General features: G+C 65.7%; 16 protein-coding genes. 13 read left to right on the forward strand and 3 right to left on the reverse strand.

The window, feature by feature from the left end; all coding sequences use genetic code 11:
• The first annotated feature begins 158 nt into the window (after nucleotides 1-158).
• The 3 genes from NAV27_RS14455 to NAV27_RS14465 are packed head-to-tail and all read left to right on the forward strand — an operon-like array spanning nucleotide 159 to nucleotide 3,411.
• Nucleotides 159-1,874, forward strand: coding sequence for a proline--tRNA ligase (locus NAV27_RS14455; RefSeq protein ID WP_008567666.1), 1,716 nt, complete (start codon nucleotides 159-161; stop codon nucleotides 1,872-1,874).
• A gap of 9 nt (nucleotides 1,875-1,883) precedes the next feature.
• The gene (locus NAV27_RS14460; RefSeq protein WP_008567667.1) at nucleotides 1,884-2,834 is read left to right on the forward strand and encodes a hypothetical protein; all 951 of its coding nucleotides are present in this window, start codon (nucleotides 1,884-1,886) and stop codon (nucleotides 2,832-2,834) included.
• Between the two features lie 4 nt (nucleotides 2,835-2,838).
• The gene (locus NAV27_RS14465) at nucleotides 2,839-3,411 is read left to right on the forward strand and encodes a lytic transglycosylase domain-containing protein (protein ID WP_008567668.1); all 573 of its coding nucleotides are present in this window, start codon (nucleotides 2,839-2,841) and stop codon (nucleotides 3,409-3,411) included.
• 11 nt (nucleotides 3,412-3,422) lie between these two features.
• Here NAV27_RS14465 and NAV27_RS14470 read toward each other — a convergent pair whose 3' ends face one another.
• Entirely contained in the window at nucleotides 3,423-3,854 is a 432-nt protein-coding gene (locus tag NAV27_RS14470; protein WP_102828958.1) for a TlpA family protein disulfide reductase, read from the reverse strand.
• Nucleotides 3,855-4,110: 256 nt separating this feature from the next.
• Between NAV27_RS14470 and NAV27_RS14475 the strand changes: the two genes are divergently transcribed.
• On the forward strand, nucleotides 4,111-4,503 hold the full coding sequence (locus NAV27_RS14475) for a hypothetical protein (protein WP_102828755.1): 393 nt from the start codon (nucleotides 4,111-4,113) through the stop codon (nucleotides 4,501-4,503).
• Nucleotides 4,504-4,505: 2 nt separating this feature from the next.
• Here NAV27_RS14475 and NAV27_RS14480 read toward each other — a convergent pair whose 3' ends face one another.
• Both NAV27_RS14480 and NAV27_RS14485 read right to left on the reverse strand, forming a co-directional pair.
• Nucleotides 4,506-4,688, reverse strand: a complete 183-nt coding sequence (locus NAV27_RS14480) for a hypothetical protein (protein ID WP_102828754.1) — start codon at nucleotides 4,686-4,688, stop codon at nucleotides 4,506-4,508.
• Nucleotides 4,689-4,831: 143 nt separating this feature from the next.
• Nucleotides 4,832-6,064, reverse strand: a complete 1,233-nt coding sequence (locus NAV27_RS14485; RefSeq protein WP_008567672.1) for a virulence factor BrkB family protein — start codon at nucleotides 6,062-6,064, stop codon at nucleotides 4,832-4,834.
• An 86-nt stretch (nucleotides 6,065-6,150) separates the two neighbouring features.
• Between NAV27_RS14485 and arsC the strand changes: the two genes are divergently transcribed.
• The 9 genes from arsC (at nucleotide 6,151) to guaD (ending at nucleotide 16,306) form a co-directional block, all read left to right on the forward strand.
• The gene (gene arsC / locus NAV27_RS14490) at nucleotides 6,151-6,504 is read left to right on the forward strand and encodes an arsenate reductase (glutaredoxin) (protein WP_102828957.1); all 354 of its coding nucleotides are present in this window, start codon (nucleotides 6,151-6,153) and stop codon (nucleotides 6,502-6,504) included.
• Entirely contained in the window at nucleotides 6,501-7,106 is a 606-nt protein-coding gene (gene wrbA, locus NAV27_RS14495; protein WP_102828753.1) for an NAD(P)H:quinone oxidoreductase, read from the forward strand. The genes arsC and wrbA overlap by 4 nt, the downstream gene beginning before the upstream one ends.
• Nucleotides 7,099-7,509 carry a DUF2069 domain-containing protein gene (locus tag NAV27_RS14500; protein ID WP_003290101.1) on the forward strand — a complete coding sequence of 137 codons (411 nt, stop codon included), beginning with the start codon at nucleotides 7,099-7,101 and terminating at the stop codon, nucleotides 7,507-7,509. The genes wrbA and NAV27_RS14500 overlap by 8 nt, the downstream gene beginning before the upstream one ends.
• Before the next feature lie 90 nt (nucleotides 7,510-7,599).
• Nucleotides 7,600-8,280: an SDR family oxidoreductase gene (locus tag NAV27_RS14505; RefSeq protein WP_008567678.1), complete on the forward strand. Its 681-nt coding sequence runs from the start codon at nucleotides 7,600-7,602 to the stop codon at nucleotides 8,278-8,280.
• Nucleotides 8,281-8,466: 186 nt separating this feature from the next.
• Complete coding sequence (locus tag NAV27_RS14510; protein ID WP_102828752.1) at nucleotides 8,467-9,822, forward strand: 8-oxoguanine deaminase; 1,356 nt, start codon at nucleotides 8,467-8,469, stop codon at nucleotides 9,820-9,822.
• Between the two features lie 266 nt (nucleotides 9,823-10,088).
• On the forward strand, nucleotides 10,089-11,537 hold the full coding sequence (xdhA, locus tag NAV27_RS14515; RefSeq protein ID WP_102828751.1) for a xanthine dehydrogenase small subunit: 1,449 nt from the start codon (nucleotides 10,089-10,091) through the stop codon (nucleotides 11,535-11,537).
• On the forward strand, nucleotides 11,530-13,929 hold the full coding sequence (xdhB, locus tag NAV27_RS14520; protein WP_102828750.1) for a xanthine dehydrogenase molybdopterin binding subunit: 2,400 nt from the start codon (nucleotides 11,530-11,532) through the stop codon (nucleotides 13,927-13,929). The genes xdhA and xdhB overlap by 8 nt, the downstream gene beginning before the upstream one ends.
• Nucleotides 13,930-14,043: 114 nt before the next feature.
• The gene (gene xdhC, locus NAV27_RS14525; RefSeq protein ID WP_102828749.1) at nucleotides 14,044-14,895 is read left to right on the forward strand and encodes a xanthine dehydrogenase accessory protein XdhC; all 852 of its coding nucleotides are present in this window, start codon (nucleotides 14,044-14,046) and stop codon (nucleotides 14,893-14,895) included.
• Between the two features lie 106 nt (nucleotides 14,896-15,001).
• On the forward strand, nucleotides 15,002-16,306 hold the full coding sequence (gene guaD, locus NAV27_RS14530; protein WP_102828956.1) for a guanine deaminase: 1,305 nt from the start codon (nucleotides 15,002-15,004) through the stop codon (nucleotides 16,304-16,306).
• Nucleotides 16,307-16,311: the final 5 nt, after the last annotated feature.

The following is a 16,311-nucleotide window of genomic DNA, read 5'->3' on the forward strand; positions in this document are numbered from 1 at the left end:
GGCGCCCAGAGGTATCGATGCAAAGACAGAGCCCGGCACATGCCGGGCTCTGTCGTTTCGTCATCCTGTCAAGCGCCTCTCCGCATTCTGTACGCCGCTCCCCGCGCGCCTTACAATGCCGGGCCAAATTCCAGCCTCTGCAAGGACATAACGGCCACATGCGCACCAGTCAGTTCCTGCTCTCGACCCTCAAAGAAACCCCATCCGATGCCGTGGTGATCAGTCACCAGCTGATGCTGCGCGCCGGGATGATCCGCAAGCTGGCTTCTGGGCTCTACACCTGGATGCCGATGGGACTGCGCGCGCTGCGCAAGGCCGAGGCCATCGTGCGTGACGAGATGAACAAGGCCGGAGCCCTGGAAGTGCTGATGCCGGCGATCCAGCCAGCCGAGCTGTGGCAGGAATCCGGGCGCTGGGAGCAGTACGGCCCCGAGCTGCTGCGCCTCAAGGATCGTCATGGGCGCGAGTTCTGCGTCGGCCCGACTCACGAAGAAGTCATCACCGACCTGGCGCGCAACGAGCTGAACAGCTACAAGCAGCTGCCGATCAACTTCTTCCAGATCCAGACCAAGTTCCGCGACGAGATCCGCCCACGCTTCGGCCTGATGCGTGGCCGCGAATTCCTGATGAAGGACGCCTACTCCTTCCACCTGAGCCAGGAATCGCTGCAGGAAACGTACGACCGTATGCACCAAGCATACTGCAACATCTTCACCCGTCTGGGCCTGAACTTCCGCCCGGTGCAGGCCGATACCGGCTCCATCGGCGGCACGGGCTCGCACGAGTTCCACGTGCTGGCCGAATCCGGCGAAGACGATATCGCCTTCAGCGACACCTCCGACTACGCCGCCAACATCGAGAAGGCTGAGGCCATCCCGCGCGAGAGCGAGCGCGCCGCACCCACCGAAGAGCTGCGGCTGGTCGACACGCCGAATGCCAAGACCATCGCCGAGCTGGTCGAGCAGTTCGGCCTGGCCATCGAGAAGACCGTCAAGACACTGGTCGTGCATGGTCTCGAGAAGGGCCAGCTGATCGCCCTGATCGTGCGTGGCGATCACGAACTCAACGAGATCAAGGCCGCGAACCTGGCGCAGGTCGCCAGCCCGCTGGTATTCGCCTCGGAAGCCGAGATCCGCGCCGCCATCGGTGCCGGCCCCGGCTCGCTGGGCCCGCTGAACCTGCCGATTCCGTGCGTCATCGACCGTTCGGTCGCGCTGATGAGCGACTTCGGCGCTGGCGCCAACGTCGACGACAAGCACCACTTCGGTCTGAACTGGGAGCGCGATCTGCCGCTGCCGGAGGTCGCCGACCTGCGCAACGTGGTTGCCGGCGACCCGAGCCCGGATGGCCACGGCACCTTAGTGATCAAGCGCGGCATCGAGGTCGGCCACATCTTCCAGCTGGGCACCAAGTACAGCGAGGCCATGAGCTGCCAGGTGATGGGCGAGAACGGCAAGCCGGCCACGCTGATCATGGGCTGCTACGGCATCGGCGTGTCCCGCGTCGTCGCTGCGGCCATCGAGCAGAACTACGACGATCGCGGCATTCGCTGGCCGGACGCCCTGGCGCCGTTCCAGATCGCTCTCGTGCCGATGAAGTATGAGAACGAAGCCGTGCGCGAGGCGACCGACAAGCTCTACGCCGAGCTGACTGCCGCCGGTTACGAGGTGCTGCTCGACGACCGTGACAAGAAGACCAGTCCGGGCGTCAAATTCGCCGACATGGAGCTGATCGGCATTCCGCATCGCATCGTCATCGGCGATCGCGGCCTGGCCGACGGCACCCTGGAGTACAAGCACCGTCGCGATGCCGAACCGCAGGCGGTCGCTGCCGCTGACATCCTGTCTTTCATCAATTCGCGTGTCGCACGCTGATCGGAAACCATGCTCAACCGACGTGTTGTAGTTTCAACCGGCGCCGCGCTCTGCGCGGCGCTACTGCTTGGCGGCTGCGCCAACCATCTGCCGCAGCGCAGCGAGCACGAGGCCAGGACCGAGCGCAAACCGCTCGACCACAGCCTGCGCATCGAGGTCGGCGAGCCGCCGGTGCTGGAGTTGCCGCAACGGCGCGTCCGCATCCAGGAACAGCGGACCTTCGAGGTTACCGATTTCGAGGTCACCCGCCGTTACGATCGCTACACGCCCTACCAAGCCTGGCGCGAGCTGTACGAGATACCGCTCGGGGCGGTCGCCGTGGTAGCCGGCATCGGCGCCAACGTGGTCAACGTCGTACTGTTGGGCAACGTGCCGGAAAGCGCAACGCGCGGCTGGATCAGCTACGGTTTCGCCGGCCTCAACCCTTTCCTCAACGTTGAGTCCAACGGGCGCTCGCAGCAGAACCTCGCCAGCCTCGACGAACAGCGCCGCGATTCCCGCCTGGAATACACCAGCCTGCCCTGGGCCGAACGCCCGGTGCGGGTCAGCGCAGGCGAACAGCTCCACGAGCTGAACACCGACCGCAACGGCGTGTTGCACCTCAACCTGCTCGACGGACCGTTTGCCGAGCAGGACATCGGTCCCATCGGCAAGCTGCTGCTGAGCGTCGAGGATGAGCAGGACGGCACGCGCGCCGACGCCGTATTGCTGGTCAGCCACAACTTGCGCGGCAAGCTGCTGGAAGCCCACGACCTGATCTTCGACGATCTCGAAGGTGACGACGTGGCGCAGTGGGTTCACCGCGTCAAACGCCTGTCCGAGCTGGGGCTGGAGGAAGAAGCCAGCGAGCTGGAGCAGAGCCTGATCGAGCTGACGCGGCATGATCCCGAACTGCAGCAGGAGTTTCTCCAGCGCCTGATGCAGGACGCCGGGCGCACCGCCTCATCGGTGGACAACTGACACCATGCCGTGGCGCTGCTGGCTACTGTCGGCGCTGCTGCTCCTGGCATGTCCGCTCCAGGCCAGCATCCGCCAGGCTCCGGAACCCGAACTGCGCGAACTGATGCAGCGCACGGTCGACGAGGCGGACAGCTTTCAGGACCGCTTCGAGGCCGAGGTCTGGCTGCTCGACATGTCCACCCGTCTCAAGCGCTACATCGCCGACACCGAGGAACGCCTCACCCTGCTGCGCCTGGTACATCGCGAGGCGACCAAGGCCGGGCTGCGTCCCGATCTGGTCATGGCGCTGATCCACGCCGAGAGCCGCTTCGATCGCTTCGCGATTTCCAGCGTCGGCGCTCAGGGCATGATGCAGGTGATGCCGTTCTGGAAAGCCGAACTCGGGCGCCCGCAGGACAACCTCACCGACAACGCCACCAACCTGCGCTACGGCTGCACGATCCTCAGCTACTACCTGCGCAAGGAGAAGGGCGACATCAGCCGTGCGCTCGCCCGCTACAACGGCAGCCTCGGCCAGCAGCGCTACCCGGCGAAAGTGATCGGCTTCTGGCAGGACTTCTGGTACGTGCGCCCCTGAGCGCCGGCGCTCTACTGGTCGCGCAGTTGCTCGAGTCGGGCCAACAGCTTGTCAGCAGTCTGCTCGCCAACCAGTTGCTCGCGCACCTTACCCGTCTCGTCGACCAGATAGGTCACCGGCAGTACCGCGCTGCGTGACAGCTGCAGCCGCTCGGCCGGATCCTCGCTGAGCACGCGAAAGCGGATTCCCAGCGCCTCGGCCGCTTGCGCCAGCTCTTCACCACGCAGCTCGTCGAAGTTGACGCCAAGCACGTGCAGATCCGTACGGGACTCGGCCAGACGATTCAGCTCGGGAATTTCGGTACGACACGGGCCGCACCACTCCGCCCAGTAGTTGATCAGCAGCCAGCGTCCCTGCAATTGCTCAGCAGCCACCAGTTGCCCGTGCTGATCCACACCCCAGTCCTGCTCGCAGCCGCTGATCAGCAGGCTGCCCAGCAGCATCAACAACAGGCCTCTGAACTTGCCCACGTCGGTACCCCGCCAGATGTTCGATGCCGCTAGCCTGACCCAAGCAACTGCCGCAAGGCAACCACGCGCGCCGCCTTTATGTCGGCTCAGCTGAGCGCTGCCAGCGAACCGACGTCTTCGCCGAACTGGGAGCCTAGTCACGCCTGGCGTCGGCAACGTGCACAGTTTTGCCGCCAGGGTGCCGCCTATAATTTCGCACCTACCATCCTCCCCTGCCTGCAGCGAAGCCATGTCCCAGACCCATGACAAACTGATCGGCCCTGTCCCCTCTCACATCGTCGACCAGGCGCCTCTCGCGCTCACGGCCTACGAGGGTCGCGTCGCCGAATTCAACATCGCCAGCTGGCTGCAGCTGCACGGGCAGGCCGGATTGGGCGTTTCGCTGGTGATGAAATACCGCGATGGTCAACAGCGGCGCGAAGCCGCCGTGGATCACGGGCGTACCGATGGCAACGGCAGGATTTTGCTGTCCGGCGTCGCGCGTCTGACGGTCAGAAGCCGGATCGAAGATCTGCAGGTGTACCTGCGCACCGGCGTGGTGATCGAGCAAATGAAGGTCGAGGAACTCTTCGTGCAGGCCGCGGAACGGATCGAAGCACCCGCACAGCTAGTACAGGCGTAGATTCAGCGAGCCAGCTTTTCCGCAGCAGGCGACTCCCGCTCGACGGGCTCGTCCTGCTGGCACAGGGGCACGAGCGATTCGGGCCAGCGGCTGAAGGTCAGTCCAGTCAGACGGTTGAGCGACTGCAGCGCCACCTCCGGAGCCCGTTGGTGCAGATGGATGACAGTATTGCGTTCGGTCTTCACGGCCTCTTCCTTCCTTCGCCTCGGTGCAAGCCTCAGCTAGAAACGTGCCAGCCTGGCCCTGCCTTGCTCCACCGCCGCGCATTCGCACCGCTCAACACCACCGGGATGCCAAAGTGCCATGGCACGAAGGCGGAATCGCTCAGCTACTGACCGTTTTTGTCACCACCGACGCTCAGCCAGTCGGCCAGACTGCCGCCAAACAGATTGAGCTGCTCCTGCTGCAGCAGTTCCAGCGAGCGCCGCAGCGTCGGATACCAGGCTTCCGACAACGTCTCGGGCAGCCGCTCCAGCCCGGACAACGGCCACGGGTTGTGGCGCAGCAACTGGTCGAGGCTGTAATGACTGAGGTCGCGACACAGCACCCAACCGCCCGAACCTGTGCGGCAGACCAACTGTTCGCGCTCGAAGAATTCCAGTAGCTCGTCCCACTCGTCTTCGGGCAGGTGCCAGCCGGCGCGGTGCATGTCACGCAGCGCAAGCTCGCGCCCTTCCTGCTGGCGGTCGTAGAGCAAGCGCAGCAGCACCAGCATCACCAGCAGGCGCGGCAGGCGGCGACGGCGCCACTGTTGCGACGAGGACAGGCCGCAAACCAGCTCGGCGCCGAACAGCACGATCATCCACGACAGATAGATCCACAGCAGGAACAGCGGCACCGCCGCGAAGGCACCGTAGATCAGCTGGTAACTCGGAAAATAGCTGACATACAGGCCGAACAGTTGCTTGGCCGCCTCGAACAACACCGCGGCGAACAGCCCGCCCGCCAGCGCATGGCGCAGCGGCACCCGGGTGTTCGGTACTGCCGCATAGAGCAAGGTGAAGGCCAGAATGCTGAGTACCAGCGGCATCGCCTTCAGCAGCGTGCCCGCGCCGAGCAACGCATGCGGCCCGGAGATAAATGTCAGCGAGGCGAGGTAGGTACTGGTCGCAAACCCCGCACCGAGCAGCAACGGGCCGAGGCTGAGAATCGCCCAGTACAGCAGGAAGCTCGACACCCCGCGCCGCGGCTGGCGCACGCGCCAGATGGTGTTGAACGCCTTCTCGATGGTCAGCAGCATCATCAGCGCGGTGACCATCAGGAAACCGACCCCGAACCAGGTCAGCTGGCGTGCCTGGCTGGTGAACGCGATCAGGTACTCCTGAATCGTCGCTCCGGTGGAGGGAATGAAGTTCTTGAAGATATACAGCTGGATCTGTTCGCCGACGCCCTGGAACGCCGGAATCGCCGAAAGCATGGCGAAGGTGACGGTCATCATCGGCACCACTGCGAACAGCGTGGTGTAGGTCAGCGCCGCCGCGCTGTTCGGGCCGCGGTCGGCGAGGAAACGCTGCACCAGAAAGCGACAGAACTCCACCAGATTGTCGATGCGCTGCTGCATCCCCGCTCCTTAGCCAACCGGTCGTTTCGAACCGTCCCCCCGGGAGGGTTAGAATGGCCGCCTTCATCGGCGAGGCGCAACCCAAAATGACCGAACTTACCCTCTATCACAACCCGCGCTGCTCGAAATCGCGCGGCGCGCTGGAACTGCTCGAAGCCCGCGGACTCGAGCCGCACATCGTGCGCTACCTGGAAAACCCGCCCAGCGCCACCGAACTGCAGGCCCTGCTGGCCAAGCTCGGACTGAGCGCGCGGCAACTGCTGCGCAGCGGCGAAGAGGAATACCAGAGCCTCGGCCTGGCCGACCCGAACCTCAGCGATGCGCAGCTGATCGAGGCGATGGTCGCTCATCCGCGGCTGATCGAGCGACCGATCCTCATCGCCGGCGACAAGGCGGTAGTCGGACGCCCACCGGAACGCGTGCTGGAGATCCTGCCGTGAGTGCGTCTTACATCCTGGTGCTCTATTACAGCCGCCACGGCGCCACCGCCGAGATGGCCCGGCAGATCGCCCGCGGTATCGAGATGGCCGGACTCGAGGCGCGCCTGCGCACGGTGCCGGCGGTATCCAGCGAATGCGAGGCGGTGGCGCCGAGCATTCCGCAGGATGGCGCGCTCTACGCCACGCTGGACGACCTGAAGCACTGCGCCGGCGTGGCGCTTGGCAGTCCGACGCGTTTCGGCAACATGGCCGCCCCGCTCAAGTACTTCCTCGACGGCACCAGCAGCCTGTGGCTAACCGGCGAGCTGGTCGGCAAACCCGCTGCGGTATTCACCTCCACCGCCAGCCTGCACGGCGGCCAGGAGAGCACACTGCTGTCGATGCTGCTGCCGCTGCTGCATCACGGCATGCTGGTTCTGGGCCTGCCCTACAGCGAGAACGCCCTGCTGGAAACCCGTGGCGGCGGCACGCCGTATGGCGCCAGTCACCATGCCGGCGCCGACGGCAAGCGGGCCCTCGATATGCATGAAACCGCCCTTTGCCGCGCACTCGGCCAGCGCCTGGCGCAGACCGCGCAGCGTCTGGAGGCAGCCCGTGGCTAAAGCACGCAAGCCCCTGCCGTCCCTCGATTGGCTGGCGCCACGATTGAAGTTCGCCCGCGTCGCCAGTCTTGCCAGCTTTGTCGCCCTCGCAGTACTGCTGACGACCTGGAACCTCGTCTTCGCCGACCTGCACGGTGCGCGCACCTGGGTGGTGATCGGCATTCAGCTGGTCCCGCTGCTGCTGGTAGCACCGGGCATGATCCTCGGCAGTCCACGGGCGCACGCCTGGACCTGCTTCATCGTCAATATCTACTTCCTCCAGGGTGTGCTGGCGGCGATCGATCCGAATCGCATGCTCTACGGCTGGCTGGAGGCACTGCTCAGTCTGGTGTTGTTCACCTCAGCGCTGCTGTACACGCGCTGGGCCTACCAGTACCAGCGCAAGCTGGCCGGCGAACACTGACAGGCTGCGGTGGGCGGGTGCCGCATGGCACTCGCCATCGGCGCGGCGGCGCGCCAGACTGCAAATTCCCTCAATCGCCCGGAGCATTCCATGAGCAGAACCATTCTCATCGTCGGCGCCTCGCGCGGCCTCGGTCTCGGCCTGGCGCGGCAGTTCTCCAGCCAGGGCTGGCAGGTGATCGCCACCGTGCGCGACCCGGCACGCGCCGATGCGCTCAAGGCGCTCGCCGGCGTGCGGATCGAAGCGCTGGAGCTGGATGATGCCGACAGTCTCGAACGACTGGCGCAGCGCCTGGCGGGCACGCAGCTCGATGTGCTCTACGTCAATGCCGGTATCGCCGGTCCGCAGGACAAACCCGCGACCGCGGCCAGCCAGATGGAAGTCGGCCAGCTGTTCTTCACCAATGCGGTCGCACCGGTGCGCCTGGCCGAGCGGCTGCTGCCGCTGGTGGAGCAGAAACAGGGCGTCATCGTCTTCATGAGTTCCATCCTCGGCAGCGTCGAAACCGGCCCCGGCATGGGCATGCCGCTGTATGGCGCCAGCAAGGCCGCACTCAACCACCTGACGCGTTCCTTCGTCGCCGGCCTGGGCGAAAGCACGCTGACGGTGCTGTCGATGCATCCGGGCTGGGTGAAGACCGACATGGGCGGCAGCGAGGCGCCGCTGGATGTCGAGACCAGCACGCGCGGCATGACCGAGCAGGTAATCCGCGCCATCGGCCAGGGCGGTCATCGCTACCTCGACTTCCAGGGCAATCCGCTACCCTGGTGATTCGCTCGCGACCGGGCGTGCTCCGGTCGCAGCCTCCCCTACCCTGGCACCGACGGTCGACAAGCCCGTACACCGCGGCTATCGTTCGCCCCCGGATGCTCGCCACGGCGACACCCCCCTGGATCAGCAGACAGGGCATAACTGAGCTGGCTACTCTGAACTCAACCCTTCAGGAGAAAGCCGGCCATGCCTGCTGACCGTATCTGGATCAAGAATCCCCTCGCCCTGTTCACCGCCAACGATAGCCACGCCCCCGGCGGACTGGTGATCGAAAATGGCGTCATCGTCGAAATGCTCGCCGCCGGGGCCTCGCCGGCGCAGCCAGTGAGCGAGACCTTCGATGCCCGCGAGCACGTCGTGCTGCCGGGGCTGGTCAACACCCATCACCACTTCTACCAGACGCTCACCCGTGCCTGGGGGCCGGTGGTCAACGAGCCGCTGTTCAACTGGCTGCTGACGCTCTACCCGGTCTGGGCCCGGCTCACGCCGCGGGCGCTGGAGCTGGCAAGCAAGGTGGCGCTGGCCGAACTGCTGCTGTCGGGCTGCACCACCGCCGCCGACCACCACTACCTGTTCCCGGCGGGGCTCGAGGAGGCGATCGACATCCAGGTCGAGGCCGTGCGCGAGCTGGGCATGCGCGCCATGCTGACGCGCGGCTCGATGAACCTGTCCAAGGAGAACGGCGGCCTGCCGTGCAAGAGCGTGGTGCAGGATGCCGAAACGATCCTCGCCGACAGCGAGCGACTGATCGAGCACTACCACGAGCGCGGCGACGGTGCGCAGATCCAGATCGCCCTGGCGCCCTGCTCGCCGTTCTCGGTGACCACCGACATCATGCGCACCTGCGCCGAGCTGGCCGAAGCGCGCGACGTGCGCCTGCACACCCACCTGGCCGAAACGCTGGACGAGCAGGAGTTCTGCGCGCAGCGCTTCGGCATGCGCACCGTCGACTACCTGCAGAGCGTCGGCTGGCTCGGCCCGCGGACCTGGCTGGCGCACGGCATCCATTTCAATCAGGTGGAAATCCATCGTCTGGGCACGGCCGGCGTCGGCATCTGCCATTGCCCGAGCTCGAACATGCGCCTGGCCTCGGGCATCTGCCACACGCTGGAGCTGGAGGACAAGGGCGCGATCATCGGCCTGGGCGTCGACGGCTCTGCCTCGAACGATGCCTCAAACATGATGCTCGAGGCGCGCCAGGCGCTGTTCATCCAGCGCTTGCGCTACGGCGCCGAGAAGATCACGCCAGAGAAGGTTCTCGGCTGGGCGACCCGCGGTTCAGCGCGGCTGCTCGGACGCAGCGACATCGGCGAGCTGGCGGTCGGCAAACAGGCCGACCTCGCGCTGTTCAAGCTCGACGAACTGCGCTTCTCCGGCAGCCACGATCCCATCGCCGCGCTGCTCCTGTGCGCCGCCGACCGCGCCGACCGGGTGATGGTCGGCGGCCGCTGGCGGGTGATCGAGGGGCAGATCGAAGGTCTGGATGTCGCCGGGTTGATCGCCGATCACCGCCAGGCGGCGCGCCAGCTGATCGCCGGCTGAGCACGCCCTCCGCAACCGGGACGACGTCTGCACGGCGTCGCTCGCGGTTGCGGACCTGCCGTCAAAAGCCGCCACCGACGTGGCGCAGACGGCTTTACTTTCTATTAGTAACGCTCGTTCACTGCCGTATGGCTGTTGGCTGCCAGGTGCGCTCGTCCGTCACATTGACTTTCCAGTCAATTTTTCTTGACCGAGAAGTCAGTTAATACTAATTTTTCGCTCCAGGCGCTATCCGAGAGCCAAGAACAAGAAAGCGGAGGTCTACCTTGATCCAGTTTCTGCTCAACCGCGAGCTGCGCAGCGAGCGCACGCTCGACCCCAACACCACGGTGCTGCAGTACCTGCGCGAGCACCGTGGCAAGACCGGCACCAAGGAGGGCTGCGCCTCTGGCGACTGTGGCGCCTGCACCGTGGTGGTCGGCGAACTGGTCGGTGAACGCCTGCGCTACCGCACCCTCAATTCCTGCCTGACCTTCGTTTCCGCGCTGCACAGCAAGCAGCTGATCAGTGTCGAAGACCTCAAGCACCAGGGCCGACTGCACAGCGTGCAGCGGGCGATGGTCGACTGCCACGGCTCGCAGTGCGGCTTCTGTACGCCAGGCTTCGTCATGAGCCTGTTCGCCCTGCAGAAGAACGCCGCCGGAGTGAACGAATACGACCCGCACCAGACCCACGAGGCGCTGGCCGGCAACCTTTGCCGCTGCACCGGCTACCGACCGATCCTCGCCGCCGCCGAGCAGGCCTGCACCCATCCCGAGGCGGATCAGTTCGACGCTGAAGAAGCCGCAACCATCGCCCAGCTCAAGACCATCGCCCCGCGTGAAATGGCCGAACTCAGCGATGGCGACAAGCGTTGCCTGTCGCCGCTGACCGTCGCCGAGCTGGCCGAAGTCTACGCCGCCAACCCGGACGCCCGGCTGGTTGCCGGCGGCACCGATCTGGCGCTGGAAGTCACCCAGTTCCATCGCGCGCTGCCGCTGCTGATCCACGTCGGCCAGGTCGCCGAGATGAAGCAGGTGCTGATCACCGACCGCCATATCGAGATCGGCGCCGCCGCACCGCTGACCGACTGCTACGCCGCGCTGGCCGCCGACTACCCGGACTTCGGCGAGCTGCTGCAGCGCTTCGCCTCGCTGCAGATCCGCAATCAGGGCACGCTGGGCGGCAACATCGGCAACGCCTCGCCCATCGGCGATTCGCCGCCGCTGCTGCTCGCCCTCGGCGCCGAGATCGTCCTGCGCCACGGCACCAGCAGCCGCACCCTGCCGCTGCAGGATTTCTTCATCGACTACAAGGTCACCGCGCGTCAGCCCGGCGAGCTCATCGAGAAGGTGCTGGTGCCGCGCGCGTCACCGCAGCGGCTGTTCCGCGCCTACAAGGTTTCCAAGCGCCTGGACGACGACATTTCCGCCGTCTGCGCCGCCTTCGATCTGCAGATCAGCGACGGCGTGATCGCCGATGCCCGCGTCGCCTTCGGCGGCATGGCGGCGATTCCCAAACGCGCCGCGGCCTGCGAAGCGACGCTCAAGGGCGCGCCGTGGCATCAGCAGACCGTGGAGGCGGCCTGCGATGCGCTGGCCGAGGACTTCACCCCGCTGACCGACTTCCGTGCCAGCCGCGAGTACCGCCTGCTGGTGGCGCAGAACCTGCTGCGCAAATGTTTCCTCGAACAACAAGCGTCCAAGACCGAGACGAGGGTGACCGCATATGTCTAACCACAGCCTTGCCAAGACTCAGGAAGAACTCATCGCCCTGTTCAAGCAGGACCTGGTCACCGGCGTCGGTCGCAGCGTCAAGCACGACAGCGCGCCCAAGCACGTCTCCGGCGAAGCGGTGTACGTCGACGACCGCCTGGAGTTTCCCAATCAGCTGCACGTCTATGCACGCATGAGCGACCGCGCCCATGCCCGCATCGTGCGCATCGACACTGCGCCCTGCTATGCCTTTCCCGGCGTGGCCATCGCCATTACCGCCGAGGACGTGCCCGGTCAGCTGGACATCGGCCCGGTGGTCGCCGGCGACCCGCTGCTGGCCGACGGCAAGGTGGAGTACATCGGCCAGCCGGTGATCGCCGTGGCTGCCGACAGCCTGGAAACCGCGCGCAAGGCGGCCATGGCCGCAATCATCGAATACGAGGATCTGGAGCCGGTGCTCGACGTGGTCGAGGCGCTGCGCAAGAAGCACTTCGTACTGGATAGTCACACCCACCAGCGCGGCGACTCCGCCAGCGCCCTGGCCAGCGCACCGCGCCGGCTGCAGGGCACGCTGCACATCGGCGGTCAGGAGCACTTCTACCTGGAGACGCAGATTTCCTCGGTGATGCCCACCGAGGATGGCGGCATGATCGTCTACACCTCGACGCAGAACCCCACCGAGGTGCAGAAGCTGGTGGCCGAAGTGCTCGGCGTGCCGATGAACAAGATCGTCATCGACATGCGCCGCATGGGCGGCGGCTTCGGCGGCAAGGAAACCCAGGCCTCGATGCCGGCCTGCCTGTGCGCGGTGATCGCGCACCTCACCGGTCGGCCGACCAAGATGCGCCTGCCGCGCATGGAAGACATGACCATGACCGGCAAGCGCCACCCGTTCTACGTCGAATACGACGTCGGCTTCGACGACGACGGCCTGCTGCACGGCATCCAGATCGATCTGGCCGGCAACTGCGGCTACTCGCCGGACCTCTCCGGCTCGATCGTCGACCGCGCCATGTTCCACTCCGACAATGCCTACTACTTGGGCGACGCCACCATCCACGGCCATCGCTGCAAGACCAACCTCGCCTCGAACACCGCCTACCGCGGCTTCGGCGGCCCGCAAGGGATGGTCGCCATCGAGGAGATCATGGACGCCATCGCCCGCGAGCTGGGCAAGGACCCGCTCGACGTGCGCAAGCGCAACTACTACGGCAAGACCGAACGCAACGTTACGCCCTATTACCAGACCGTCGAGCACAACATGCTCGAGGAGATGACCGCCGAGCTGGAGGCCAGCAGCGAGTACACCCGCCGCCGCGAAGAGATCCGCGCGTTCAATGCCACAAGCCCGATCCTCAAGAAGGGCCTGGCGCTGACCCCGGTGAAGTTCGGAATCAGCTTCACCGCGAGCTTCCTCAACCAGGCCGGCGCGCTGGTGCACGTCTACACCGACGGCAGCATCCACCTGAACCACGGCGGCACCGAGATGGGCCAGGGCCTCAACACCAAGGTCGCGCAGGTGGTGGCCGAGGTGTTCCAGGTCGACATCGAGCGCATCCAGATCACCGCCACCAACACCGACAAGGTGCCCAACACCTCGCCGACGGCGGCCTCCAGTGGTGCCGACCTCAACGGCAAGGCGGCGCAGAACGCGGCGCTGACCATCAAGCAGCGGCTGGTCGAATTCGCCGCGCGACACTGGAACGTCACCGAGGAAGACGTCGAATTCCGCAACGGCCAGGTGCGCATCCGCGACCAGTACGTCTCGTTCGAGGAGCTGATCCAGCAGGCCTACTTCGGTCAGGTTTCGCTGTCGTCCACCGGCTTCTACCGCACGCCGAAGATCTACTACGACCGCAGCCAGGCGCGCGGCCGGCCGTTCTACTACTTCGCCTACGGTGCGGCCTGCTCGGAAGTGATCGTCGATACGCTGACCGGCGAGTACAAGATGCTGCGCAGCGACATCCTGCATGACGTCGGCGCCTCGCTGAACCCGGCCATCGACATCGGCCAGGTCGAAGGCGGCTTCGTCCAGGGCATGGGCTGGCTGACCATGGAAGAGCTGGTCTGGAACGACAAGGGCAAGCTGATGACCAACGGCCCGGCCAGCTACAAGATCCCGGCGGTCGCCGACATGCCGCTGGACCTGCGCGTCAAGCTGGTGGAGAACCGCAAGAACCCCGAGGACACGGTGTTCCACTCCAAGGCCGTCGGCGAGCCTCCGTTCATGCTCGGCATCTCGGTCTGGTGCGCGATCAAGGACGCCGTGGCGAGCCTGGCCGACTACAAGGCGCAACCCAGGATCGACGCGCCGGCGACGCCCGAGCGTGTGCTCTGGGGCGTGGAACAGATGCGCAAGTTGAAGCAACAGGCGGTGTCCCTACCGGAGCCCGCCGTGGAAACCGCGCACTGACCCGTTGGGTGGACAACGCTCCGTTTGTCCACCACGGTCGCAATACGAATGTTCCGGTGGAGACGCTCCGCGGTGTTCCACGGGGCGGCCACCCGCACCACGAAGGACAGAACCATGAGCAACACGGTCTGGATCGAAGCCCTCGCCGAGCTGCAACAAAAAGGCGAACCCTGCGTGCTGGTCACCATCGTCGAGGAGCGCGGTTCGACACCGCGCAATGCCGGCTCGAAGATGGTGGTCACCAACGAGCGGCTGTACGACACCATCGGCGGCGGTCACCTGGAATACCGCGTACAGCAGATCGCCCGCGAGATGCTGCAAAGCCGCAGTCGCGAGACGCGCCTGGAGCGCTTCGCCCTCGGCGCCAGTCTTGGCCAGTGCTGCGGCGGCGCGGCGGTCGTGCTGTTCGAACCGATGGGGCAGCCGCAGGCGCACATTGCCGTGTTCGGTGCCGGGCATGTCGGCCGCGCGCTGGTGCCGCTGCTGGCCAGCCTGCCGTGCAAGGTGCGCTGGATCGACTCGCGCGAGAACGAATTCCCCGCCGAAATTCCGCGCGGTGTGGAGAAGGTGGTCAACGACGATGTGGTCGAGGAAGTCGACGACATGCCTCCCGGCAGCTATTTCATCGTCATGACGCATAATCACCAACTCGATCTGGAGCTGACCGCGGCCATCCTCGAACGCAACGATTTCACCTACTACGGGCTGATCGGCTCGCAGAGCAAGCGCGCCAAGTTCGAGCATCGCCTGCGCGACCGCGGCTTCCAGCCGGAAACCGTGCAACGCATGCGCTGCCCGATGGGTATCGCCGAGGTTAAGGGCAAGCTGCCGGTGGAGATCGCCGTGTCCATCGCCGGCGAGGTGATCGCCACCTACAACGCGCATTTCGGTGAAAAGCGCGGCGAGAAGCGCGAAGGCGGCGAAAAACCCATCCCCATGCTGGTCCCGGCCTCGCGCCGCGGCTGAATCCACAAACGCCACCGGCGGCAGCGGACTTGCGCGTGAACAGGCTGGCGCCCGTCACGTCAGGACGCTGCCGCGCGTGCAGAAGAACGACAGCGAAGAGAACACCATGTCCCGCACCCAAGCCTACCGTGCCGCCCTGCTCCACTGCCTCGCCGACCCACGCGAAGTGGGCATCGAGCAATCCCACGAATACTTCGAGGACGGCCTGCTGGTCGTCGAGGACGGCAAGGTCGCGCGCATCGGCGCCGCCAGCGAACTGCTGCCAGCGCTGCCGGCGGGCAGCGAAGTCGTCGAGTACCCGAACGCGCTGATCACCCCGGGCTTCATCGACACCCACATCCACTACCCGCAGACCGGCATGATCGCCTCCTACGGCGAGCAGCTGCTGGACTGGCTCGAGACCTACACCTTCCCCACCGAGCGCGCGTTTGCCGACCCGGCTCACGCCGGCGAGGTCGCCGAGGTCTTCCTGAACGAACTGCTGCGCAACGGCACCACCACCGCGCTGGTGTTCGGCAGCGTGCACAAGCAGTCGGTGGACGCCTTCTTCGCGGCCTGCGAGAAGCGCAACCTGCGGATGATCGCCGGCAAGGTGCTGATGGACCGCAACGCCCCGGACTACCTGACCGACACCGCTGAAAGCGGCTACGCCGACAGCCGCGAGCTGATCGAGCGCTGGCATGGCAAGGGCCGCCTGCACTACGCCGTCACCCCGCGCTTCGCGCCGACTAGCACGCCGCAGCAACTGGCACTGGCCGGCCAGCTGTTCAAGGAATACCCGAACCTCTACATGCACACCCACCTATCCGAGAACCGCAAGGAGATCGAATGGGTGCGCGAGCTGTTCCCGGCGCGCAAGGGCTACCTGGACGTCTACGACCACCACGGCCTGATCGGCGCACGCTCGGTGTTCGCCCACGGCGTGCACCTGTGCGACGACGAGTGCCGGCGCCTGGGCGAAACCGGCTCGGCAGTGGCGTTCTGCCCGACGTCCAACCTGTTCCTCGGCAGCGGCCTGTTCGATCTGGAAAAGGTCGAGGGCTTCGGCGTGCGCGTCGGCCTGGGCACCGATGTCGGCGCCGGCACCAGCTTCTCGCAGCTGCAGTCGCTGAACGAGGCCTACAAGGTGATGCAGCTGCAGGGCAAGAAGCTCGATCCGTTCAAGTCCCTGTATCTCGCCACCCTCGGCGGCGCGCGGGCACTGTATCTGGACGACCAGATCGGCAACCTGCAACCGGGCAAGGACGCCGACTTCGTGGTGCTCGATTATCAGGCCACGCCGCTGATCGACTACCGCCTGCGCCAGGCCAAGACGCTGGAAGAAAAACTCTTCGCCCTGATGATGCTCGGCGACGACCGCGCCGTGAAGGCAACCTACGCCGCCGGCGTTTCGGTGCACCGCAAAGCCTGAAGCGA

Origin of the sequence: Stutzerimonas degradans, from assembly GCF_024448505.1 — a bacterium.
GTDB classification, from domain to species: Bacteria; Pseudomonadota; Gammaproteobacteria; order Pseudomonadales; family Pseudomonadaceae; genus Stutzerimonas; species Stutzerimonas degradans.

What these genes read in the sequence shown, in the direction of transcription:
- NAV27_RS14455 (WP_008567666.1), top strand. Translation starts at nt 159, where the DNA reads ATGCGCACCAGTCAGTTCCTGCTCTCGACCCTCAAAGAAACCCCATCC.
- NAV27_RS14460 (WP_008567667.1), top strand. Translation starts at nt 1,884, where the DNA reads ATGCTCAACCGACGTGTTGTAGTTTCAACCGGCGCCGCGCTCTGCGCG.
- NAV27_RS14465 (WP_008567668.1), top strand. Translation starts at nt 2,839, where the DNA reads ATGCCGTGGCGCTGCTGGCTACTGTCGGCGCTGCTGCTCCTGGCATGT.
- NAV27_RS14470 (WP_102828958.1), bottom strand. Translation starts at nt 3,854, where the DNA reads ATGCTGCTGGGCAGCCTGCTGATCAGCGGCTGCGAGCAGGACTGGGGT.
- NAV27_RS14475 (WP_102828755.1), top strand. Translation starts at nt 4,111, where the DNA reads ATGTCCCAGACCCATGACAAACTGATCGGCCCTGTCCCCTCTCACATC.
- NAV27_RS14485 (WP_008567672.1), bottom strand. Translation starts at nt 6,064, where the DNA reads ATGCAGCAGCGCATCGACAATCTGGTGGAGTTCTGTCGCTTTCTGGTG.
- arsC (WP_102828957.1), top strand. Translation starts at nt 6,151, where the DNA reads ATGACCGAACTTACCCTCTATCACAACCCGCGCTGCTCGAAATCGCGC.
- NAV27_RS14505 (WP_008567678.1), top strand. Translation starts at nt 7,600, where the DNA reads ATGAGCAGAACCATTCTCATCGTCGGCGCCTCGCGCGGCCTCGGTCTC.
- NAV27_RS14510 (WP_102828752.1), top strand. Translation starts at nt 8,467, where the DNA reads ATGCCTGCTGACCGTATCTGGATCAAGAATCCCCTCGCCCTGTTCACC.
- xdhB (WP_102828750.1), top strand. Translation starts at nt 11,530, where the DNA reads ATGTCTAACCACAGCCTTGCCAAGACTCAGGAAGAACTCATCGCCCTG.
- xdhC (WP_102828749.1), top strand. Translation starts at nt 14,044, where the DNA reads ATGAGCAACACGGTCTGGATCGAAGCCCTCGCCGAGCTGCAACAAAAA.
- guaD (WP_102828956.1), top strand. Translation starts at nt 15,002, where the DNA reads ATGTCCCGCACCCAAGCCTACCGTGCCGCCCTGCTCCACTGCCTCGCC.